Annotated in this window: 22 protein-coding genes, 1 pseudogene and 1 riboswitch; of the genes and pseudogenes, 11 read left to right on the plus strand and 12 right to left on the minus strand. The window is 71.7% G+C overall.

All coding sequences use genetic code 11. From position 1 onward, the window contains the following. Nucleotides 1-31 precede the first annotated feature (31 nt). A complete protein-coding gene (locus EV292_RS01560) occupies nt 32-1,249 on the minus strand; it encodes an FAD-dependent oxidoreductase (RefSeq protein WP_243693550.1) in 1,218 nt (405 codons plus the stop codon). A 94-nt stretch (nt 1,250-1,343) separates the two neighbouring features. Between EV292_RS01560 and EV292_RS01565 the strand changes: the two genes are divergently transcribed. The 3 genes from EV292_RS01565 (at nt 1,344) to EV292_RS01575 (ending at nt 4,764) form a co-directional block, all read left to right on the plus strand. Beyond that, entirely contained in the window at nt 1,344-1,964 is a 621-nt protein-coding gene (locus EV292_RS01565) for a biliverdin-producing heme oxygenase (RefSeq protein WP_132907430.1), read from the plus strand. A gap of 135 nt (nt 1,965-2,099) precedes the next feature. Then, complete coding sequence (locus EV292_RS01570) at nt 2,100-3,116, plus strand: LLM class flavin-dependent oxidoreductase (RefSeq protein ID WP_132907431.1); 1,017 nt, start codon at nt 2,100-2,102, stop codon at nt 3,114-3,116. Nucleotides 3,117-3,173: 57 nt separating this feature from the next. Further along, a riboswitch (glycine riboswitch) is annotated at nt 3,174-3,256 on the plus strand. Nucleotides 3,257-3,426: 170 nt separating this feature from the next. Further along, a complete protein-coding gene (locus EV292_RS01575; RefSeq protein ID WP_132908126.1) occupies nt 3,427-4,764 on the plus strand; it encodes an L-serine ammonia-lyase in 1,338 nt (445 codons plus the stop codon). Nucleotides 4,765-4,997: 233 nt separating this feature from the next. Here EV292_RS01575 and EV292_RS01580 read toward each other — a convergent pair whose 3' ends face one another. The 3 genes and pseudogenes from EV292_RS01580 to EV292_RS01590 form a co-directional block, all read right to left on the minus strand. Beyond that, nucleotides 4,998-5,744: a flagellar hook capping FlgD N-terminal domain-containing protein gene (locus EV292_RS01580; RefSeq protein WP_132907432.1), complete on the minus strand. Its 747-nt coding sequence runs from the start codon at nt 5,742-5,744 to the stop codon at nt 4,998-5,000. An 11-nt stretch (nt 5,745-5,755) separates the two neighbouring features. After that, on the minus strand, nt 5,756-7,480 hold the full coding sequence (locus tag EV292_RS01585; RefSeq protein WP_132907433.1) for a flagellar hook-length control protein FliK: 1,725 nt from the start codon (nt 7,478-7,480) through the stop codon (nt 5,756-5,758). Nucleotides 7,481-7,526: 46 nt separating this feature from the next. Further along, nucleotides 7,527-9,176, minus strand: a pseudogene (locus EV292_RS01590) (FHIPEP family type III secretion protein); the annotation flags it as partial. Nucleotide 9,177: 1 nt separating this feature from the next. On the opposite strand from EV292_RS01590, the gene EV292_RS01595 reads away from it, so the two are divergent. Together EV292_RS01595 and EV292_RS01600 are read left to right on the plus strand one after the other, a co-directional pair. After that, the gene (locus EV292_RS01595; protein ID WP_243693619.1) at nt 9,178-9,906 is read left to right on the plus strand and encodes an OmpA family protein; all 729 of its coding nucleotides are present in this window, start codon (nt 9,178-9,180) and stop codon (nt 9,904-9,906) included. Nucleotides 9,907-9,923: 17 nt separating this feature from the next. Then, nucleotides 9,924-10,352 carry a hypothetical protein gene (locus tag EV292_RS01600; RefSeq protein ID WP_132907436.1) on the plus strand — a complete coding sequence of 143 codons (429 nt, stop codon included), beginning with the start codon at nt 9,924-9,926 and terminating at the stop codon, nt 10,350-10,352. Between the two features lie 111 nt (nt 10,353-10,463). Here the strand turns inward: EV292_RS01600 and EV292_RS01605 are convergent, their stop codons facing one another. The 5 genes from EV292_RS01605 to EV292_RS01625 all read right to left on the minus strand — a co-directional run bounded on the left by EV292_RS01605 (nt 10,464) and on the right by EV292_RS01625 (nt 12,506). Further along, complete coding sequence (locus EV292_RS01605) at nt 10,464-10,682, minus strand: DUF4170 domain-containing protein (RefSeq protein ID WP_132907437.1); 219 nt, start codon at nt 10,680-10,682, stop codon at nt 10,464-10,466. 176 nt (nt 10,683-10,858) lie between these two features. Further along, a complete protein-coding gene (locus EV292_RS01610) occupies nt 10,859-11,314 on the minus strand; it encodes a hypothetical protein (protein WP_132907438.1) in 456 nt (151 codons plus the stop codon). 37 nt (nt 11,315-11,351) lie between these two features. Further along, a complete protein-coding gene (locus tag EV292_RS01615) occupies nt 11,352-11,627 on the minus strand; it encodes a DUF3618 domain-containing protein (protein ID WP_132907439.1) in 276 nt (91 codons plus the stop codon). Beyond that, nucleotides 11,624-11,965: a phage holin family protein gene (locus tag EV292_RS01620; RefSeq protein WP_132907440.1), complete on the minus strand. Its 342-nt coding sequence runs from the start codon at nt 11,963-11,965 to the stop codon at nt 11,624-11,626. Before EV292_RS01620 ends, EV292_RS01615 begins: the two co-directional genes overlap by 4 nt. A gap of 4 nt (nt 11,966-11,969) precedes the next feature. Further along, nucleotides 11,970-12,506: a hypothetical protein gene (locus tag EV292_RS01625; protein ID WP_132907441.1), complete on the minus strand. Its 537-nt coding sequence runs from the start codon at nt 12,504-12,506 to the stop codon at nt 11,970-11,972. A 133-nt stretch (nt 12,507-12,639) separates the two neighbouring features. Between EV292_RS01625 and eno the strand changes: the two genes are divergently transcribed. Both eno and EV292_RS01635 read left to right on the plus strand, forming a co-directional pair. Next, entirely contained in the window at nt 12,640-13,920 is a 1,281-nt protein-coding gene (eno, locus tag EV292_RS01630) for a phosphopyruvate hydratase (protein ID WP_132907442.1), read from the plus strand. Nucleotides 13,921-13,964: 44 nt separating this feature from the next. Further along, nucleotides 13,965-14,282 (plus strand): septum formation initiator family protein, encoded by a 318-nt coding sequence (locus EV292_RS01635; protein ID WP_132907443.1) that lies wholly within the window; start codon nt 13,965-13,967, stop codon nt 14,280-14,282. 266 nt (nt 14,283-14,548) lie between these two features. Here EV292_RS01635 and EV292_RS01640 read toward each other — a convergent pair whose 3' ends face one another. From EV292_RS01640 to EV292_RS01650, 3 genes are read right to left on the minus strand one after another with little or no spacing between them, the layout of a single operon-like run. Then, complete coding sequence (locus EV292_RS01640) at nt 14,549-15,373, minus strand: alpha/beta hydrolase (RefSeq protein ID WP_132907444.1); 825 nt, start codon at nt 15,371-15,373, stop codon at nt 14,549-14,551. A 58-nt stretch (nt 15,374-15,431) separates the two neighbouring features. Next, nucleotides 15,432-16,601: a 3-dehydroquinate synthase gene (gene aroB, locus EV292_RS01645; protein WP_132907445.1), complete on the minus strand. Its 1,170-nt coding sequence runs from the start codon at nt 16,599-16,601 to the stop codon at nt 15,432-15,434. After that, nucleotides 16,598-17,149 (minus strand): shikimate kinase, encoded by a 552-nt coding sequence (locus tag EV292_RS01650; protein WP_132907446.1) that lies wholly within the window; start codon nt 17,147-17,149, stop codon nt 16,598-16,600. Before EV292_RS01650 ends, aroB begins: the two co-directional genes overlap by 4 nt. 97 nt (nt 17,150-17,246) lie before the next feature. Between EV292_RS01650 and EV292_RS22470 the strand changes: the two genes are divergently transcribed. Genes EV292_RS22470 through EV292_RS01665 form a run of 4 tightly spaced genes read left to right on the plus strand, consistent with a single transcriptional unit; the run spans nt 17,247 to nt 21,005 of the window. Next, the gene (locus tag EV292_RS22470; protein WP_165926994.1) at nt 17,247-17,384 is read left to right on the plus strand and encodes a hypothetical protein; all 138 of its coding nucleotides are present in this window, start codon (nt 17,247-17,249) and stop codon (nt 17,382-17,384) included. After that, nucleotides 17,365-19,146 carry a hypothetical protein gene (locus EV292_RS01655; RefSeq protein WP_132907447.1) on the plus strand — a complete coding sequence of 594 codons (1,782 nt, stop codon included), beginning with the start codon at nt 17,365-17,367 and terminating at the stop codon, nt 19,144-19,146. Before EV292_RS22470 ends, EV292_RS01655 begins: the two co-directional genes overlap by 20 nt. Further along, a complete protein-coding gene (locus EV292_RS01660; RefSeq protein WP_132907448.1) occupies nt 19,146-20,045 on the plus strand; it encodes a tyrosine recombinase in 900 nt (299 codons plus the stop codon). The genes EV292_RS01655 and EV292_RS01660 overlap by 1 nt, the downstream gene beginning before the upstream one ends. A 9-nt stretch (nt 20,046-20,054) precedes the next feature. Then, nucleotides 20,055-21,005 carry an acetyl-CoA carboxylase carboxyltransferase subunit alpha gene (locus EV292_RS01665; RefSeq protein ID WP_132907449.1) on the plus strand — a complete coding sequence of 317 codons (951 nt, stop codon included), beginning with the start codon at nt 20,055-20,057 and terminating at the stop codon, nt 21,003-21,005. The last annotated feature ends 124 nt before the right edge of the window (nt 21,006-21,129 follow it).

Below are 21,129 nucleotides of genomic sequence, written 5' to 3' on the forward strand. Positions count from 1 at the left end.
TCGTCCCAAGGCAACACCAGGCCGCCGCTGGTCACAGCGCGACGGAGGGATCCCTCAACGTGTCGGCGTCGGTGGTCGCGCCCGCGAGCACGAGCGCGCGCCCTTTGACGAAGTCGCGCGCGGCGTTGACGCAGTCGAGGGCGATCACGCGCCCGGTTCGGCGATAGATGACGCTGAACCGTCCGGTGGCGGGATCGCCGCGGACGATCTCCTCGTCATGGCCGATCGCCAGGCCGACCGTCTGCAGCTTGAGATCATATTGGTGGGACCAGAACCACGGCACCGCGTCATAGGGTTCCGGAGCGCCGGTCAGATGCCTGGCCACGATAGTCGCCTGGTCGGTCGCGTTCTGCACCGATTCGAGCCGGATCAGCGCGCCATCCGCGAAGCGATTGATATGCGCGGCACAATCCCCGATGGCGTAGACATGCGGCAGGCTGGTGCGACAGTAAGCATCGACTGTCACGCCATTGTCGCCCGCCGCGCCAGCGTCGCGCAGCGGTGCCACCGCGGGCACGATGCCGATCCCCACGATGACCATCTGCGCCGTTAGCATCGCGCCATCGGCGAGTCGCACGCCCGCCGACGCCCCGTCGCGCTCCTCGATACAGGCCACTTCGGCGCCGAGCCGCAGCGTCACGCCGCGGGCGCGATGCGCCTTGGCATAGAAATGCGACAGCGTCGTTCCGGCGACGCGCGCGAGCAGGCGATCCTGCTGCTCGACCAAGGTCACCTGTTTGCCGCAGGTCCTCAGCACCGCGGCGGCCTCGAGCCCGATATACCCACCGCCGACGATCGCGACCGTGTCGACCCGCGGCAGCTCGCCGATGAGACGATCGACGTCGGCGCGGGTCCGCACCATGTGGACGCCGGCGAGGTCATGCCCCGAGCAGCTCAGCCGCCGCGGGGCGCCGCCCGTCGCCCAGATCAGCGACCCATAGCCGATCGAGCGACCGCCGAGATCGAGCCGCCGCGCGACCGCGTCGACCCGCTCGACGCGTTCGCCGAGCCGCAGCGTGATCGCGCGCTCGGCCCAGAAGGCGGCGGGGCGGATCAGCATCCGCTCGAACGCGCGCTCGCCGAGAAGATAATCTTTCGACAGCGGCGGGCGCTCATAGGGCAGATCGGGCTCGTCGCCGATCAGCGCGACGCTGCCGGCGAAGCCGCGCTGGCGCAATGCCGCCGCCGCCGCCGCGCCGCCATGGCCGGCGCCGACGATCACCACGTCATATGCTTCGCTGGATGCCACGCCCGTCTCCCACGACCCGCGCGCAGATGATCGATCCGACGAGGCGCCGCAAGCGCCCGTTGCACGCGACCGGGCGCGGGTGCTAGCGCGAGGCGTGACCGACCGCGCCCGACCGACCGCTCCGCCACCGGCGACCCGGACGCAGCGGCTGCGCGACGCCACCGCCGCCGCGCATCGCGGTCTCGACGCGGCGGTGATGGCGCTCGATCCCTTCGCCAGCCGCGCGCATTATGCGCGGCTTCTGGCGGTTCATCACGGCTTCCACCGCGACGTCGCCGCGCTCTATGCCTCCCCCGAGCTGGCGATCACGATCCCCGATCTGGCGGCGCGCGGGCGGGCAGAGGCAGTGGAGCAGGACATGGCCGACCTGGCGGTGACGTCCGCTTCTCCCGCGCCGCCCGCTTTCGCGCCGGGGGGCGCGATCGATCGCGCGCGCGCACTGGGCTGGTTGTATGTCGCGGAAGGCTCCAGCCTCGGCGCGGCGCTGCTGCTCAAGGCGGTGGCGCCGCTGGGGCTCGATGCCGGCTTCGGCGCGCGCCACCTCGCTGGCCATCCGGAGGGCCGCGCCGCGCACTGGCGATCGTTCACCGCCGCGCTCGACGCCGCGACGCTGCACCCCGACGAAGAGGCGCGGGCGGTCGCGGGCGCGCATGAGGCCTTCGCCGCGGTGCAGGCGCTCGTCGACCGCGAAAGGGCGCGCGCCGCGGCGGCCTGACCCGCGGCGGTCGTCGGGTAAGGGCCGCCGCCTTGTCGTCGCACCGCCGCGCCGCCAGATACGATGCCGACACAGGCGCCGGTCCGGCGTGGAGGCGTTGCTTGAAGAAGGTCGGGGCATGAAGAAGGTCGGGGCATGAAGAAAATCGGGTTCCTCTCCTTCGGCCATTGGTCGCCGTCGGGGCAATCGGCGACGCGCTCGGCCAGCGACGTGCTGCTCCAGTCGATCGAGCTGGCGGAAGCGGCGGAGCAGCTCGGCGTCGACGGCGCTTATTACCGCGTCCACCATTTCGCGCGACAATTGTCCTCGCCGTTCCCGCTGCTCGCGGCGGTCGGCGCGCGCACCCGTCGGATCGAGATCGGCACCGGCGTGATCGACATGCGCTACGAGAACCCCTTCTACATGGCGGAGGACGCCGGCGCCGCCGACCTGATCAGCGGAGGGCGGCTCCAGCTCGGGCTGAGCCGCGGCTCGCCCGAGCAGGTGATCGAGGGCTGGCGCCATTTCGGTTACGCCCCGGCGGAGGGCGAGAGCGACGCCGATATGGGGCGCCGCCATGCCGCGCTGTTCCTCGACCTGCTGCGCGGCGAGGGGTTCGCGCGGCCCAACCCACGGCCGATGTTCCCCAACCCGCCGGGGCTGTTGCGGCTGGAGCCGCACGCGCCGGGGCTGCGCGAGCGGATCTGGTGGGGCTCGGCGTCGGACGCGACCGCGGTCTGGGCGGCGCAGCAGGGAATGAACCTGCAGAGCTCGACGCTCAAGGCGGACGAGACCGGCGAGCCCTTCCATCTCCAGCAGGCGCGGCAGATCCGCGCCTATCGCGAGGCGTGGGCGGCGGCGGGGCATCAGCGGACGCCGCGCGTCTCGGTGTCGCGCTCGATCTTCGCGCTCGTGGACGATCGCGACCGCGCCTATTTCGGCGCCGCCGCGGGGAGCGACCAGATCGGGGTGATCGATGACATGCGCGCGGTGTTCGGTCGCTCCTACGCCGCCGAGCCCGACCGCCTGATCGAGCAATTGCGCGCGGACGAGGCGATCGCCGCCGCGGACACGCTGTTGCTCACGGTGCCCAACCAGCTCGGCGTCGACTATAATGCGCATGTGCTGGAGTCGATCATGACGCATGTCGCGCCCGCGCTCGGCTGGCGCTGAGCCGGGCGCGGCGCGCATCGGTGGCTTGACCCGTCTGGCGGCGCGCGGGATAGCAGCGGGGCCGACGTGGGAGAGACCGGAGCGATCCGGCACCGAAGGAGCAACCGCCCCGGAAACTCTCAGGTAGAAGGACCCGCCGGCGCCAACATCTGGAGAGCGGTGCGGCGACGCACCCGCCGACGGGATAATGATCTCAGGCGCAAGGGACAGAGGGGCAGACGGGCCGCAGCGGCGGCCCCGGGGAGGTCACGTGCGCATCAGTCCCGACGTCGTGCTGCTCGATCGCGGCGCGTCGCGCCCGATCAGTGTCATGGAGCTGTTCACCATCGGTGTCGGGCCGTCCAGCTCGCACACGGTCGGGCCGATGCGCGCCGCGCACGATTTCGCGCAGCGTGCGCTCGCCGCCGACTCGCCGCCGCGCCGCGTCCGATGCGATCTCTACGGTTCGCTCGCGCTGACCGGGCGCGGCCATGCCACGGACACCGCCACGATCCTCGGGCTCGCCGGCTGGTTGCCCGAGCGGCTCGATCCCGATGCCGTAGCCGCGATCCTCGCCGAGGTGCGCGCGACTGGCGGCCTGCCGCTGGGGGGCGAACGGCCGATCGCGTTCGTCGAGGCGAGCGACCTGCTCTTCCACCCGCGTACCTTCCTGCCGCAGCATCCCAATGCGATCCGCTTCGTCGCCGAGGCGGAGGACGGCACGCAGCTGGAGGAGACCTATTTCTCGGTCGGGGGCGGCGCCATCCTTCGCCTCGGCGCGCCCGCGAGCGCGCAGAATGTGGCGGTCCGCCATCCTTTCTCCTCGAGCGCCGAGCTGCTGGCACGCTGCGTCGAGAGCGGGCTGACGATCGGCGCGCTGGTGCGCGCCAATGAGGAAGCGTGGCGTTCGCCGGCGGAGAGCGACGCCTTCGTGGATTCGGTGCGCGACGCGATGAACGCCTGTATCGATCGCGGCATCGCGCAGGAGGGGGTGCTGCCCGGCGGCCTGCGCGTGCGTCGTCGCGCGCGCGCGATGTATGAGGGGCTGTCGCGCTGCGGTCCGCAGCGGAGCCCCGCCGAAGTGTTCGAATGGGTCAGTCTCTGGGCGCTCGCGGTCAATGAGGAGAATGCCGCCGGCGGCCGCGTGGTGACCGCGCCGACCAATGGCGCGGCCGGCGTGCTGCCCGCGGTGCTGCGCTTCTACGAGACGCTGGTGCCGGGCGCCTCGCGCGCGGGGGCGCGCCACTTCCTCTACACCGCGGCGGCGATCGGCATGCTCTACAAGAAGCGCGCCTCGATCTCGGCGGCGGAGATGGGATGCCAGGGCGAGGTCGGCGTGGCCTGCTCGATGGCCGCCGGGGCGCTGGCGGCGGTGCTCGGCGGCAGCGATCGCCAGGTCGAGAATGCCGCGGAGATCGGGATGGAGCATAATCTCGGGCTGACCTGTGACCCGATCGGCGGACTGGTTCAGATACCCTGTATCGAGCGCAACACGATGGGGGCGGTGAAGGCGATCAATGCCGCCTATCTGGCGCTGCGCGGTGACGGTGAACATGTCGTCAGCCTCGACGCGGTGATCGAGACGATGCGCCAGACCGGCGAGGACATGAAGAGCCAGTATAAGGAGACGAGTCTCGGCGGGCTGGCGGTGAACGTGGTCGAATGCTGAGCGAGCGAGGCGTGGCCGCGGCGCCCGCCGTTCATCGGGCGGCGTGCACGATCCCGAGCGGGACCGCGCGTGCCGCTGCCCCGGCCGATGCGCCGCGCGTCAGCATGTGATCCATCTGTGCGAACCGGCGGTGTGCTCCTGCGGACGCAGGAGCCCAGAGCCACGAGCGTCCCGTCCGCGGCACCGTGCTCCTGCGTCCGCAGGAACACGGTTCAACCCAGGCGGATCAGACCTTAGCGTGCCGCGTCGGTCACGGCACTGTCGATCGCGAGCAGCGCGTCGAGCGGATAATTGGTGCCGTTGACGGTGACGATCGCACGCCCGTCGAGCATCATCGCCGAGCTGATCACGCCCGACGCGGTGACCGCGCCGTTGATCGTGCCGCCGTTGATGTCCTTGGCGGTCATCGTCAGCGTGTAATTGCCCGCCGGCGCGCGCGCGCCCGTCGAGGTCGAGCCGTCCCAGCTCACCTGGCCCTTGGCCGCGCGATCGACGAGCAGGGTCTTCACCACCGATCCCTGGCTGTCCTTCACCTCGGCGACGAGGGAGGAAGGCACCTGGCTATATTGATAGGTCCAGGTGGCGGGTTTGTCGTCGCTCAGTCCGGCGACCGGGCTGTCGAAGCGCGCGACGCGGCCGACATAGTTGGACGCCTGCGCCATCTCGCCCGCGGACAATTTGGCGAGGATCGACTTGAGCGTGCCGCTCTGCTGGATCGCCTGTTCGGTCTGCGCGAACTGCACCAGTTGCTGCGTGAACTGTGACGTGTCCATCGGGTTGAGCGGGTTCTGGTTCTGGATCTGCGAGGTGAGCAGCTTCAGGAACATGTTGAAGTCAGCGCCGATCGTCGGCTTCTGCTGGCTGCCCGGTGCGTTGCTGTCCGACACCGCCTCGTTGGCGCTGATGCTGTTGCTCGGCTTGGACCTGTTCTGCTCCTGCGCGGGCTTGGTCGGTGAGGAATGGGAGATGGCGACGGTCATGAATAGGCTCCTCAGGCGATCACATCGACGCGGCCGCTGCTGCGCAACCGGCGTGGGGGGAGGGGGGCGTCCTGGACGACGAGGGGATCGCGCTCGTCCATGCCGCGGGGACGGTCGCCCTGCGTCGGATCGTACCAGCGCTGGCCGCTGCTCGGCTGTCGCTCGGAGAAGTGGAACGAGCCGCTGTCCGCGCGAAGCCCGGCGTCGCTGAGCGCACGTTGCAATTGATCGACGTCGCGGCGCAGCAGATCGAGCGCGGCGCGATTGTCCGCGGCCACCACGGCGCGCAGCTCGCCCTGATGGGTGAAGCTCAGCCGCACGTCGATCCGCCCCAGATCGGGTGGATCGAGCCGCAGCGAGACATGATCGCGGCCCTCGACCAACCCGCGCGCCATCGCGACGCCAGTGTCGTGACCGATCGTGCCGAGCTGCGCCCAATGGGTTGCGTCGCCATGCGCCGCGGTGCCCTGATGCGCGGCATAGGTTCGGTCGGCGCGCTGCGTCAGGGCGGTCGCGTCGATCCCATCCCGCGGCATCGGCGAAGGAGCGGGACCAACGCCGGGGCGGGCCTCGGAGATCAGCGACGGCAGCACCGCAGCATGATGCGCGCGCGGCGTAGCGGGCAGGTCGATAGACGTCCTTTCTTCGCGATCGCCGACGTTCGTGGTCGCGCTTTCGGCGTGCGGGCGGATCGCGCCGGCCGGGTCGGGTGTGAGCGCGGCGAAGCCGGCGCCGTCATCGACGAACGCGGCGCCCTGGGAAGAGGCCGGGTCGCCCTGACCATCACGCACCGGTGACGGGGCACCACCGTCCCGGCCGGCGCCTTCCCTAAACGCGCCCCGCGCCGCTGCCGACGATGACACGGGTTCATCGACCCGCGTGACCTCGGCGGTGACCGGCAGGAGGACGCCCTGGACCGGGACCGCGACGGGCGGCCATGGCGTCGGCATCGCGGCCCGATCGTCGGCTCGGTGCGGTACGCGCGACGATTTCGGCGAGCGCGCCGCGCGCGGCGGCGCCGAGCGATCCGCGCTCTCAGGCGTCTCGGGGGAGTCCGCGCCGGGGAGCGCGCCGGCCAGCGCGACCGCATCGATGCGCGAAGCCGTTGCGGGGTCGGCCGCTACCGCGGCGGTGCTCGCCGCTGCGACCGCCGACGACGGATCGACGGCGAGTAGCGCGTCCGTGGCAACAGACGTGCTCTGTTCGAGGGCGGAGTCCGCTCGCACCGATGACGGGGGGTCGCGATCAAGCGCTGTCATCTCCGCGTTGGCGGCCGATCCGGGCGCTGGAGCGATGAGGTGCTCGCCGGCCGAGTGTGCCGCGCTCGCCGGCTCGAGCGAGGGCGGGGTCTCACCCCAGAGCGGCGTGATAACGTCGGCGCCATCGGTGCGCGCGACGGCGGGAGCGCGGTCGAGTGCCGGCGCCGCCGTAATGGCATCGGTCGTCGCGTCGAACCGGAACGACCCCATGGTCGGAGACACCGCCGCCGCGGTACGCATCGCGCCGGCGAGACCGACGTGCCGCGATCCCGTCGCGTCGCCGTTCCCCGCGCCGACGACGCGCGGCGGAGCCGACGACACCGCCGCCTTCTCGCCGGCGCCAACCCCGCCGCCCGCGAGCTCGGCCGATACGATGCGATCGAAGCCCGACGCGTCGCCCGCGCCGTCGTCACCATTGCCGCCGCGCGGCGATGCGGCGGGGCTGGCAAAAGCTGCATTGACGTCGATGGCGGCCACGCTGATCCCTCTCGGACACTTGAGGTTCTTATAGGAGGTGCGGCGCTCAGGCCGCGGCGGCGCTGGGTGAAATCTCGTCCAGCGTGCCCAGCGTGCGGACGCGGACGCGCGGGTGGATCTCGCTCTGCGACAACACCACCGTCGCGGGCCGCGCGCGCTCGATCACCGAGCGCACGAACGGCCGCAGCGCAGGACTGGTGAGCAGGCACGGGATCTCGTTGCGCGCCGCCCAGCGATCCAGCGCCGCCCCGACCGCGACGATGAACGCCTGGACGTCGTCGGGCGCCATCGCCAGCTGACGCTCGTCGCCCTGGCCGACGATGGCTTCGGAGAAGGTCTCATCCCAGCGCGGCCCCAGCAGCAGCACCGGGACAGCGCCGTCATGCGCGTGCTGCGCCGAGATCTGTCGCGCCAGCCGCGCGCGCACATGTTCGGCGATGAAGCGGATCGACTGGGTGAAGCCGATCGCCTCGGCGATGCCCTCGAGGATCGTCGGTATGTCGCGGATCGACACCTCTTCCGCGAGCAGCGTCTGCAACACGCGCTGCACCGCGGACACGGTGATCTTGGCGGGGATGATCTCGGCCACCAGCTTGTCGACGTCGCGATGCACCTCGGTGAGCAGCTTCTGCGTCTCGGTATAGGTGAGCAGGTCGGGCAGGTTGGCCTTGACCACCTCGGTCAGATGCGTCGTCACCACCGTGCCGCAGCTCACCGTCGTCAGCCCGCGCAGCCCCGCCTCGTCGCGCAGGCTGCGATCGATCCACAGCGCGGGCAGGTCGAACACCGGCTCGCGCGTCGCCTCGCCCGCGATCCCGAGCGGCGCGCCACCCGGGTTGATCACCAGCAATTTGTCGATCCGCAGCTCGCCGCGCGCCGCCTCCGTGCCGCGGACGTAGACCAGATATTGGTGCGGCGGCAGCGTCATATTGTCCAGGATCCGTACCGCGGGCAGGACGAAACCGTAATCGGACGCGAGCTGGCGCCGCAGCGCGCGCACCTGGTCGTCGAGCCGCGGCTCGCTGTTCGAATCGTTGATCAGCGGCAGCAGCGCATAGCCCAGTTCGATCCGCACCGCGTCGATCGCCAGCGTCGCCGCGATCGGCTCGCCGGTCTCGCCCGCATTCTTGTCGGCCTCGATGATCGACAGCGCCAGTTCGTCGGCGCGCCGCCGCGACGCCGCCTGGCCGAGCGACCAGCTCAACCACCCGCACCCCGCCGCCAGCAGCGCGAAGGGGACAAACGGCAACCCCGGCGCCAGCGCGAGCGCCGCCAGCAATACCGCGACGATCGCGAAGGCTTGCGGGTAGCGCCCGAGCTGCTCGCTCAGCGCCAAGCCGGTCTTGCCGCGGGCGCCGCCCTTGGAGACGAGCAGACCGGCGGCGGTGGAGACGATCAGCGCGGGGATCTGGCTGACCAGTCCCTCACCCGCGGTGAGGATCGTGTAGGTGCGAAACGCTTCGCCGAAGGGCAGGCCGTGGATCAGGACGCCGATCGTCAGCCCGACCAGGATGTTGATCCCGGTGATGACGACGCTGGCGATCGCGTCGCCCTTCACGAACTTGGAGGCGCCGTCCATCGCGCCGTAGAAGCCGCTCTCGGCCTCCAGCTCGGCGCGCTTGGCGCGTGCCTGATCCTCGGTGATCATGCCGGCGGAGAGATCGGCGTCGATCGCCATCTGCTTGCCCGGCATGCTGCTGTGGCTGATCGCCACGCCCGACAAGGGGCGGCTGAAGGGACTGGCGCAATATTTCTCCACCTCGGTGACGACGATGGCACCGGCGGCGCAGACCGATCAGCAGGAACTGACGCCCGGCACTGGCGGACGGCTGCGGCGCGCCCAGGGCGACCAGCCCGAGGCGTTCGGGATGATCAGCGCCGAGGCGGGCACCGCAGGCGCGGCGCGCGGCGGCACCGCCGACATACCGGCGGCGAGCCGGCGTACGCTCGCCGACGAGCTCAAGGTGGCGTTGGAGCTGACCCCCAATACGGTGGCGGGGCCCAAGTCGGTCCAGGTCGATCACGCGCGCGACGGCACGCGGATCACGCTGATGGACACGGCGCAGCAGAGCATCTTCGAGGGGCCGACCGCGCAGCTCAACGTTTATGGGCGGGCGCTGCTCGAGCGGGTGGCGCGCAAGCTCGAGCGGGTCGACGCACAACTGGCGGTCGAGGGGCATACCAGCGCCGAGGGGGGTGCGCAGAGCCCCGCCAACTGGCGCCTCTCGGCGGAGCGCGCGCAGGCGGCGCACGATTATCTGGTCGCGGCGGGGCTCTCGCCCGGTCGCTTCGCGCAGATCGTGGCGCGCGCGGGGACGCAGCCGGTCTATCCCGACGCGCCCGGTCGACCGGAGAATCGCCGGATCGCCATCATCGTGCTGGCCGAGCCGCCGGTCCTGCCGCGCGACGCCAGCCTCCGTTACTGAACGCAAGGAACCTCGCGGTGTCCCCTTTCCTCCGTCGTCTCCTCGTCGTCGTCGGCGGCGTCCTTCTCGGCGCGCTGAGCGGGCTGGAGGCGAGCCATATCGTCGGCGGCGAGGGGCTGTTCGGCGCGGCGCCGCGCCGCGCCTTCGTCCCGGTCGGCGCGCTGACCGCGCCGCTGGTGGGAACCGACGGGCGGCTCCTGGGCTATCTGAGCTTCGAGGCGGAGATCGAGGTGCCGGTGCGGCGCGAGCGCGAAGTCCGCGCGGGGCTCCCGGTGCTCGCCGATGCGGTCAACCGCACCAGCTTCGCCGCGCCGCTGGCCGGCGAGGCCAACGGCTTCGTGCCGCAATTGCCGGTGTTGCGCGAACTCGTCCATGCCGCCGCGTTGAAGACCTATGGGCCGGACGTCGTGTCTCGCACCGTGATCACCCGCGCCAGCCTGACCTGAGCGACCGACAACACGACCAGCCGCGCTCGCCCTTCGCGCCGGAGCGCGCGGCGCTCCGCGCTGACCGTCCGAGCGGGCGCGACCCTCCGCCCGCAGCTTCAACCTTCCGGCTCAGGCCGTGAGGTCAGGCTCCAGCAGGCGGTGCAGGTGCACCACGACATATTTCATCTCGGCATCGTCGACGGTGCGCTGCGCGGCGGCGCGCCACGCCTTCTCGGCGCTGGCATAATCCGGGAACACGCCGACGATGTCGATCGAGGACAGGTCGGCGAAGTCGAGCGTGCGCGGGTCAGTCACGCGTCCACCGAAGACGAGGTGCAGCTTGCTCATGGGGCGGCTCCTGAGAGGGTGAGCGATGAGAGATGCCGCCGCCTGACCCGAACGGACGAGAGCAGCCGGCGACTGGCGCGCGACTGCTCTCCTGATCCCGTGCGGTGTCGGTGCCGCGATGCCGCTCACCTGTTGTGAAACCGGCCTTAGCGCCACCCGCCGCGCGATAGAAGGGGTCAGCTCGCGCTCTTCACCTGCTCCTTGCCCGCCTTGGCGGCCGCCGCGCCGGCGCTGGTCGCCGCCTTGACGACGCCCTGGAACAGCGACTTGGCTTGGCCGCGCGCGGCATCGGGGGTCAGGCCGAGCTGCTCGATCTCGCCGCGCCCCGCCTCCTTGGCGGCGGCGAAGGCGGCGAGCGCGGCGGCGTTCACCTTCTTGCCCACCGGCGCGAGCAGGTCCTTCTCGCGCTGCCCGCGCGGGATCACCGCCGCGACCAGGGCGCCGAGCGCGAGCCCGCCGACGACCAGGCCGAGCGGGTTGGCCTCGAGGGTCTCGGCGGTGGCATGCGCCGCATCGCTGGCGCGATGACGCGCGCTCTCATAGGCGTGCGACGCTCGGTCGCGTGCCTGGTCCACGCCGTCGCGCAGGCGGCCGTGGCTGTCGGCATGATCGTGATTCTGCTGGTCGGTCATGGTCTCTATCCTCTCGGCCTGGCGGACGAAGTTGATGTCACGATGTCTTCCTGCTGAGCAGGCGCGCGATCCGCTTCCGGTTGAGGAAAGCGAGCAATAACGCGCCGGCACCGGCAACAGTGGCGGGGTTGCGCCGGGCCGCCTCGAGGCTGGCGCGCGCGGCGCGATTGCCGCCGCCCAGCACCTCGGCCTTGGCGACGCTGACGAGCCGGCGCGGCTCGAGCTCCGCCTGAAGTGCCTCGACGGTGCCGTTGAGCCGCGCGCGCGCTTCGGCCGCGCGCGCCTCGGCGGCGATGAGGTCGGCGCCGCTCATGCGCCCGGCTTCGCGGTCAGGCGTGAGCGGCCCGCGAGCGCGAGCACCAGCGCAACGAGCAGCACGCCGCCCACCACCACCAGCGTCGCCAGTCCCGGGCCGATCAGCGTCGCCAACGTGAGCACCAAGCCTACGAGCAAGGTGATCAGCGCGGCGAGCGCGAGCACGCCCGCCACCGCGAACAGCATCGCGGCCTTCTTGTAGCGGGTCGCCGCCGCACCGGCCTTGGCCTTGGCGAGCGCGATCTCGGCGCGCGCCACGTCACGCGCGTCGTGCGTCAGCCGCGCGACGAGGTGGGGGATGCTGGGCTCCCCGATCACCGGTTCACGTAGCTCCATCGGGTCAGGCGTCGCGCTGGTCGAGGCCCGCGCTCAGCAGCCGTGCGACGACGAAGCCGACGCCCGCGGCGACGCCCACCGCCACCGCCGGGCTCTTGCGCACCAGCTCGCGCGCGTCGGCCAGCAGGTCGTCGACGCTCTTCTCGTCGATCGCGCTGGTGAAGCCCTGCACGCGGTCGGCGGCGCCGCGCGCATATTGGCCGTATTGCTCACCCAGCTTGTCGTCGACCTGTTGCGCGGCGTCGCGCAGCAGCTGCGAGAGCTGGCCGAGCGCGTCGCTCGCCTTGGCCTTGCCGTCCTCGGCGAAGAGGCGCGCCTTATCGGCGGCCTGTTCACGGCCCTTGGCGACATTGTCGCGCAACGCCTGCTTGGCGCCGGCGACGGTGCTGCCGGTGTCGCCGCCCGCGCCGCTCTCGGGCGAGAAGTCGACGCCGGCGTCCTTGAGCGGCGCGGCGGGGGTGAAGCGCGCGTCGGCGGGCGGCGCCGTGATATCGCCGTCGCTGATCGGCTGCGCGGTGTCGCGGTCCTGCTGGTCGGCCATGATCCATCCTTCCCTGGTCGAAGTCGAACAACCGGCGCCGGGGGCCGGGGGTTCCCTCGCGTTGCAGCCCGCCGCGGTGATCGCTACACGCGGCGGCGTCGCCGTTGGGGCAGCAAGCTAAGAGGATCGTTACGTGACCGCAATCATCGACCTGCACGGCCGCCAGATCATCGACAGCCGCGGCAACCCGACCGTCGAGGTCGACGTCCTGCTCGACGACGGCAGCTTCGGCCGCGCCGCGGTGCCCTCGGGCGCCTCGACCGGCGCGCACGAGGCGGTGGAGAAGCGCGACGGCGACAAGGCGCGCTGGTCGGGCAAGGGCGTGGAGCGCGCGATCGAGGCGATCAACGGCGAGATCGCCGAGGCGATCGTCGGGCTCGACGCCGAGGACCAGCTCGAGGTCGATCACGCCATGATCGAGCTGGACGGCACCGAGAACAAGGGCCGGCTCGGCGCCAACGCGATCCTCGGCGTCAGCCTCGCGGTCGCCAAGGCGGCGGCGGACGCACGCGGGCTGCCGCTCTACCGCTACGTCGGCGGTGTCGCCGCCCACGTGCTGCCGGTGCCGATGATGAACATCATCAACGGCGGCGAGCATGCCGACAATCCGATCGACTTCCAGGAGTTCATGGTCGTGCCGGTCGGCGCGGAGTCGCTGGCCGAGGCGGTGCGCTGCGGCTCGGAGATCTTCCACACGCTCAAGAAGGGGCTGAGCGAGAAGGGCCTCGCCACCGCGGTCGGCGACGAGGGCGGCTTCGCGCCGAACCTTGCCAGCACCACCGACGCGCTCGACTTCATCATGACCTCGATCGAGCGCGCCGGCTACACGCCGGGCGACGACGTCATGCTGGCGCTCGACTGCGCCGCGACCGAGTTCTTCAAGGACGGCAAGTACGTCATCTCGGGCGAGAACCTCACGCTCGAGCCGGCCGCGATGGCGGAGTACCTCGCCGATCTCGCGGCGCGCTACCCGATCTTCTCGATCGAGGACGGCATGGCCGAGGACGATTTCGAGGGCTGGAAGGCGCTGACCGACGCGATCGGCAAGAAGGTGCAGCTAGTCGGCGACGACCTGTTCGTTACCAACCCGAAGCGGCTGCGCGACGGCATCCGCCAGGGCCTGGCCAATTCGCTGCTGGTGAAGGTCAACCAGATCGGCACGTTGAGCGAGACGCTGGAGGCGATCCGCGTCGCCGAGCGCGCCGGCTATACCGCGGTGATGTCGCACCGTTCGGGCGAGACCGAGGATTCGACCATCGCCGATCTCGCGGTCGCCACCAACTGCGGCCAGATCAAGACCGGCAGCCTCGCCCGGTCGGACCGGCTCGCCAAGTACAACCAGCTGATCCGCATCGAGGAGGAGCTGGGCGACGTGGCGCGCTACGCCGGACGCGACGTGCTCCGCCTGCGCTGATTGGGCTTGCCAAGGACGTGGCGGCGCGCGAGAATCGCGCCGCCATGCCCGCCCGCAAACCCGATCGTCTCCGGACCACGCTCCGCTCCGCCGCGCTGCCCGCGCTGGCGGTGACGATCATGCTGTTCTTCGGTGCCTATGCGATCCTGGGGCCGAACGGCGTTCTCGCGCTGGGCGATTACAAGCGCCAGTTGGTGGCGCGCGAGCGGCAGTTCTCCGCGCTCGACGCGCGCCGCGAGATGCTGCGCAACCGCGTGGCGCTGCTCGACCCGCGCCACGCCAACCCCGACATGGTTGACGAGCTGGTGCGCAAGGAGCTCAATGTCGCGCATCCGGATGAGGTGATCGTCCCGCTGAAGTGAGGGGCGGCGGATGGTAGGGGGCGGCGGTGTTCACGGGACAGATGCAAAACCTTCCCGTCATCCCGGACTTGTTCCGGGATCCACCGTTCCGCACACTCAGTGCGCGTTGCTTTCGCGGTGGAGTGGATCCCGGAACAAGTCCGGGATGACGGGAGAGGAAGAGCGTCTCGCGAGTTAGGCGAAGGGGCGCGTTGTCGCTGGGGTGGCGACAGGCGCTTAGGGTAAGGGGCCTGCGCCAGAAGCCACGATCCGCTCGCCCCCTCCGATCACCGCCCCAAAAACGTCAGCAGGTCGCGCGTCAGGCGTTCGCCCTCGGTCGCGAACAGGCCGTGCGGGGCGCCGTCATATTCCACCAGCTGCGCGCCCTGAATACCGCGCGCCGCCTGCCGCGCGCTCGCGTCGATCGGCACCGTCTTGTCGCCGGTGCCGTGCAGCACCAGCGTCGGCACGCGGAAGGCGGGGAGATCGCCCCTGAAATCGGTGTGGCCGAAGCTCTCGGCGCATTTCAGCGTCGGCTGTAGCCCGGCCTGCATCGCCAGCCGCCACGCCCAGTCGAGCGTCGCCTCGCTGACCGGGCTGGTGACATAGCCGACGCCGAAGAAATCCTTGAAGAAGGTGCGGAAGAAGTTCGGCCGGTCCTTCAGGATGCCGTCGCCGATCCCTTGCAGCGTCTCCTCGGGGACGCCGTCAGGATTGTCGTCGGTCTTGAGCATGTAGGGCACGACCGAGCCGATCAGCGCCGCCGAGATCACGCCCTTGCCGTCGTAGCGCGACTGGTAGCGCGCCACCTCGCCGCCGCCCATCGAGAAGCCGACCAGCGTCACGTCCTGCGTCGCGCCCGCCGCCTCGAGCACGTCGTTCAGGTCGTCGGTGAGCGTGTCATAATCATAGCCGCCCCACGGCTGGCCCGATCGCCCGAGGCCGCGGCGGTCGTACGCGATTGCGCGGAAGCCCCCGTCGGCCAGCGCCTTCATCTGCGGGTCCCAGCTGTCCGACGAGAGCGGCCAGCCGTGGATCAGCACCACGGGGCGACCCTCGCCCCAGTCCTTGACGTACAGATCGGTGCCGTCGCGCGTCTTGACGTAGGGCATGGGCTCGCTCCTTGGGAAACTAAGCCACGTTAACCGCCGCGCCGCGGCCCCGTTCCGCTCAGTCGGTCGCAGTCGCGGAAGCGCTCGCCGCGGCGCGCGGCTGCGCGGCGAGGAAGGCCTCCACCTCGCCGAGCGCCACGCCGCGATCGAGATAGGTCTGGCCGATGCCGCGCGCGAGCAGGAAGGGCAGGGTGCCCGCCTCCATCTTCTTGTCGTGGCGCATATGCTCGACCAGCCGCTCGGCCGGCGCGTCGATGCCCGCCGCGGCGAGCCCGTCGGGCAGGCCGCTGTCACGCCAATGCGCCGCCACGCGCTCGGCGTCGGCAGCGGAGCAGCGCCCCGTCGCGGCCGAGAAGGCGAAGGCGAGCGCGCACCCCGCCGCGACCGCTTCGCCGTGGAGTAGGCGGTCGGAGAAACCCGCCTCGGCCTCCAGCGCGTGGCCGAAGGTGTGGCCGAGGTTGAGCAAGGCGCGGCGGCCGTTGGTCTCGTGCTCGTCCTCGGCGACGATCCGCGCCTTGGCGGCGACCGCGTGCGCGATGGCATGGGTGCGCGCGGCCGGGTCGCCGGCGAGCAGCGCCGCGCCGTGACGCTCGCACCAGGCGAAGAAGTCGGCGTCGTCGATCAGCCCGTATTTCACCACCTCGGCATAGCCGGCGCGGACTTGGCGCGCCGGCAGCGTGTCGAGCACGTCGGGGTCGATCAGTACGAGGCGCGGCTGGTGGAAGGCGCCGATCAGATTCTTGCCCGCGCGCGCGTTGATCCCGGTCTTGCCGCCGACCGACGAATCGACCTGCGCCAGCAGGGTGGTCGGGATCTGGACGAAGCGGCAGCCGCGCTTGAGGATCGCGCTGGCGAAGCCGACCAGGTCGCCGATCACCCCGCCGCCGAGCGCCACGACATGGTCGCCGCGCTCGACCCCGAGCGCGAGCAGCTGGTCGGTGAGCCTCTCGAGCGTGGCCCAGCTCTTCGACGCCTCGCCCGCGGGCAGCACGATCGAGCGATGCCCGACCCCGACCGCGTCGAGCGCGCCGCCCAATGCGGCGAGATGGTCGGCGACGTTGACGTCGGCGACGATCACCAGCGGGCGCCGGCCCGCCAGCGGCGCGAGCCACTCGCCGGCGCGGGTCAGCAGGCCGGGCTCGATCACCACGTCATAGCTGCGCTCGCCCAGCCGCACGGGGACGGTAGCGCCCCGGCCAGAGGGCGCGCCGGTCTGCTCTTCACTCATCTGCCCAGGGCCTCCAGGATCGCGCGCACAGTCGTCTCGTGCGGGGCGTTGGCGCTGGCGACGCGAAGATGCGCCAGCGCGTAGAGCGGGTTGCGAACGGCGGCGAGGTCGCGCAGCACCGCCGCCGGGTCGCGTCCGCGCAGCAGCGGACGGGTGTCGCGGCGGCGCACGCGCTCGGCCAGCACCTCCACCGGCGCGTCGAGCCAGATCGCCAGCGCCTCGGACAGGATCAGCGCGCGCGTCTCATCGTTGACGAAGGCGCCGCCCCCCGTCGCGATCACCTTGGGGCGGCCGTCGATCAGGCGCTGGATCACGCGGCGCTCGCCGTCGCGGAAATAGGCCTCGCCGAACTGCGCGAAGATGTCGCTGATCGACATGCCGGCGGCGGACTCGATCTCGGTGTCGGCGTCGACGAAGGGCAGGCCGAGCCGTGTCGCCAGCCGGCGCCCGACGGTGGACTTGCCCGCGCCCATCAGCCCGACCAGCACGATCGGCTGGCCGATCCAGGCGGCTCCTCGTTCGCGCGGGGCAGGCGGGCTTTGCAACATCGTCGGCAGGGCTATACAGCGCCTTCATGCCCCGGCAACAGCGTGCGCGCCGCGCGCTTCTCCCGGGGCGGTTGGGCGCGTGCGCGATGGGGTATCCATGTCTCGGTTGATCGTCTCGGTGGTGGTGTTGCTGGTGATCGTGCTCGGCGCCCTGTTCTTCCTCGCCGGGCGCGCGACCGAGCAGCCGACGACGCGGGTCGAGAAGGCGGTCGAGCTTGGCAACCTCGCGAACTAGGCGCGCGCTCGTCGCGGGCGCCGCGGCGCTCGCGATCGGTGCCGCCGCCGCGGCGCAGCAGCGCCCCGAGTCGCTGCTGCCGCCCGGCTTCGGCGACAACGCGCCGACGCCCGTCCCGTCGCCGAGCACGAGCCCTGCCGCGCCGGGCGCCCCTGCGGCGGGCACCGCGCCCGCGCCCGCGCCGCGTGTCACGGCGACGACGCCGGCGGGGCCGCTGCCGCCGCTGCCGCCGTTGGTGATGCCGTCGCCGACGCCGAGCGCGACCCCCGCCGCGCCGCGCTACGAGATGCCCGCCTTCGCGCGCCGCTCGCTGGCACAGGTCGGCCCCAGCGACAGTTTCGCCGCCGACGCCTTCGCGGGCGCCGACGGTCGGTACGTCGAGCGACTGATGCGCCAGCTCTCGGCACCGATCGCGTCGCGCTGGCTGTCGATCGCGCTGCGCCGCCTGCTCGCGGCCGAGCTGGTGACCCCCGCGCACGTCAACGGTGCCGACTTCGCGGCGGAGCGCGCCTGGCTGCTGCTGCGGATGGGCGAATCGGTCACCGCTCGCGCTGTGGCGCAGTCGGTGGACGCCGACCGCGTCACGCCCAAGCTGCGCCAGATCTGGATGCAAACCGCGCTCGCCACCGCCGATCCCGGTGCCTTGTGCCCCTTGGCGGCGGGTGCCGGGGACAGCGAGCGCGGCTGGATCGTCGCGCGCGCGATGTGCGCCGGGCTGACCGGCACCGCGCGCACCCAGCCGCTGCTCGCCGAGATCCGCCGCCGCCGCGTCGCGAGCGGCATCGATCTCCAGCTCGCGCAGAAGGTGATGGGCGCGGGGCTCAACAGCCGTCAGGCGATCACGATCGAATGGGCGCCGGTCACCGAGCTGACCGCGTGGCGCTTCGGCTTGGCGACCGCGACCGGCGTGCCGATCCCGGCCGAGCTCTATGCCACGGTCGGATCGCAGGTCACCGGGTGGCGCGCGCTGGCGCCCGCGATCCCGCTCGGCGAACGCGCCGCGGTGGCGGATCGGGCCGCCGCGATGGGCACCTTGTCGAGCGCGGCGCTGGTCGATCTCTACGCTGCGCTGGGCGATGCGGAGGAGGTGCCCGCGCCGTTCGCTCGCGCCGCCAACGACCTGCGCGACGCTTATGTCGGCGACAGCCTCGACACGCGGCTGGGGGCGATGACGCGGCTATGGGACTCGGCCGAGACGCCGGCGGCGCGCTATGGCCGGCTGATCCTCACCGCGCGCGCGGCGGCGCGGCTGCTGCCCGCGGGCGAGGTGGAACAGGCCGATCGTCTCATCGCCTCGATGCTGAGCGCCGGGCTGGATCGCACCGCGCAACGTTGGCGCGCGCACGTGCGCGCGGGCGGGGATGCCTGGGCGATGCTGCTGCTCGCCGACCCGGACGGCGGCGCGCGCGGCGTCAGCGCGGCGGATTACGCCCCCGGCGGCGCCAACGCCGAGCGCAAGAAGCAGCTGTTCTTCGCCGCGCTGGCGGGACTGGGGGACGTGCCGGCGGCGGATCTGGCCGAGGCGGGCGAGCGCTTCGGCGTGCCCGTCGCCACCGCCAATAACTGGACCCGCGCGCTGGACCGCGCGGTGGCGGTCCGCCAGCAGGGAACGGTGGTGCTGCTCGCCGCGGTCGGCTTGCAGGCGAACGGCTGGGGCGGGGTGCCGCCGGCGGCGCTCTACCGCGTGGTGGCGGCGCTGCGCGCGGTGGGGCTGGACGGCGAGGCGCGGATGATCGCGGCCGAGGCGATCGCCCGGCTCTGATGAGCGACGACCGGCGCGCGATCGAGCGCTTCCTCGAGATGATGGCGGCGCAGGCGGGGGCGGCGACGAACACGCTCGCCGCCTATCGCCGCGATCTGACCCTGGCATCCGAGGTGCTCGACGGCGGGCTCGCGCACGCCGATGCGGCGGCGCTGGGCCGGCTCGCCGATGGCTGGAGCGCGCTCGCCAGCGCCAGCGTCGCGCGCAAGGCGTCGGCACTGCGTCGCTTCTTCGCGTTCCTGGTGGAAGAGGGGGCGCGCGCCGACGATCCGTCGCCCGCGCTGCCGCGCCCCAGCCTGCGCCGCGCGCTGCCGCGCACGCTGAGCCATGCCGACGTCGACCGGCTGTTCGCGGCGATCGCCGACCGGCTCGCGCGCGTCCCGGTCATCCCGACCGACCTGCGGCTCGCGGCGCTGTTCGAGCTGCTGTACGGCTCGGGCCTGCGCGCGAGCGAGCTGGTGTCGCTGCCGCGCAACGCGGTTCATCCCGATCGCCCGTTCCTGATCCTGCGCGGCAAGGGCGGCAAGGAGCGGCTGGTGCCGATCTCCGATCGCGCGCGCGCCGCGGTGGCGGCGTGGCGCGCCCATGTGGCGACCGATCGGTTGTTCCTGTTCCCGTCGGGGACGACGCATCTGTCGCGCGTGCGCCTGTTCCAGCTGGTGCGCGCGCTCGCCGCGGAGGCGGGGATCGCGCCCGATCGCATCAGCCCCCACGTGCTGCGCCATGCCTTCGCGACTCACCTGCTGGAGGGCGGCGCCGACCTGCGCGCGCTCCAGACGATGCTGGGCCATGCCGATATCGCGACCACCGAGATCTACACGCATGTCGACAGCCGCCGGCTGGTCGAGCTGGTCAACGAGCGCCACCCGCTCGTTGACGCGTTGCGTCAGCGCGCCTAGCTGCGGCCGATGCCTAGTTTCCTCGACTTCGAGAAGCCCATCGCCGAGCTGCAGGCGCGTATCGACGAGCTGCGCGACACCGGTGCCGAGGGCGCGATCGATATCTCCGCCGAGATCGCCAAGCTCCAGGCCAAGTCGGACAAGCAGCTCAAGGACACGTTCGCCAAGCTGACCCCGTGGCAGAAGACCCAGGTGGCGCGCCATCCCGAGCGTCCGCACTTCCGCCATTATGTCGCCGGGCTGTTCGACGAGTTCGTCCCGCTGGCGGGTGACCGCGCCTTCGGCGACGACCAGGCGATCCTCGGCGGCTTCGCGACCTTCCGCGGCCAGCGCGTGATGGTGCTGGGCCATGAGAAGGGCGACGACACCGCGAGCCGGCTCAAGCACAATTTCGGCATGGGCAAGCCCGAGGGCTATCGCAAGGCGATCCGGCTGATGGCGCTGGCCGATCGATTCGGGCTGCCGGTGGTGACGCTGGTGGATACGTCGGGCGCCTTCCCCGGCATCCAGGCGGAGGAACGCGGTCAGGCCGAGGCGATCGCGCGCTCGACCGAGGCCTGCCTCGCGCTCGGGGTGCCGCTCGTCGCCTCGGTGGTGGGTGAGGGCGGCTCGGGCGGCGCGATCGCGCTCGCCAGCGGCAATCGCGTGCTGATGTTCGAACATGCGGTCTATTCGGTGATCTCGCCCGAGGGGTGCGCCTCCATCCTGTGGCGCACCGCCGATCGCGCGCCCGATGCGGCGGAGGCGATGAAGGTCACCGCGCAGGATCTGAAGACGCTGGGCGTGATCGACGCGATCGTGCCCGAGCCGCTGGGCGGGGCGCATCGCGACCCCGCGGCGGCGATCCGCGCGCTGGGCGACGCGATCGAGCGGACGCTCGGCGAGCTCGCGCCGATGTCCCCCGACGCGCTGCGTGCCGATCGTCGCGACAAGTTCCTGCGGATGGGGCGCCTGAGCTGAGCCGCGCGCGCCCGCACGGCGCGGGATGATCGCTCGACGATGGGGCGAGACCATCGCCCGCGTTCAAAAGAAAAGGGCGGCGGAACCGAAGTTCCGCCGCCCCCATCCTGTCAGAGCGTCGCCG

Origin of the sequence: Sphingomonas sp. BK235 (genome assembly GCF_004345855.1) — a bacterium.
Lineage (GTDB): Bacteria > Pseudomonadota > Alphaproteobacteria > Sphingomonadales > Sphingomonadaceae > Sphingomonas.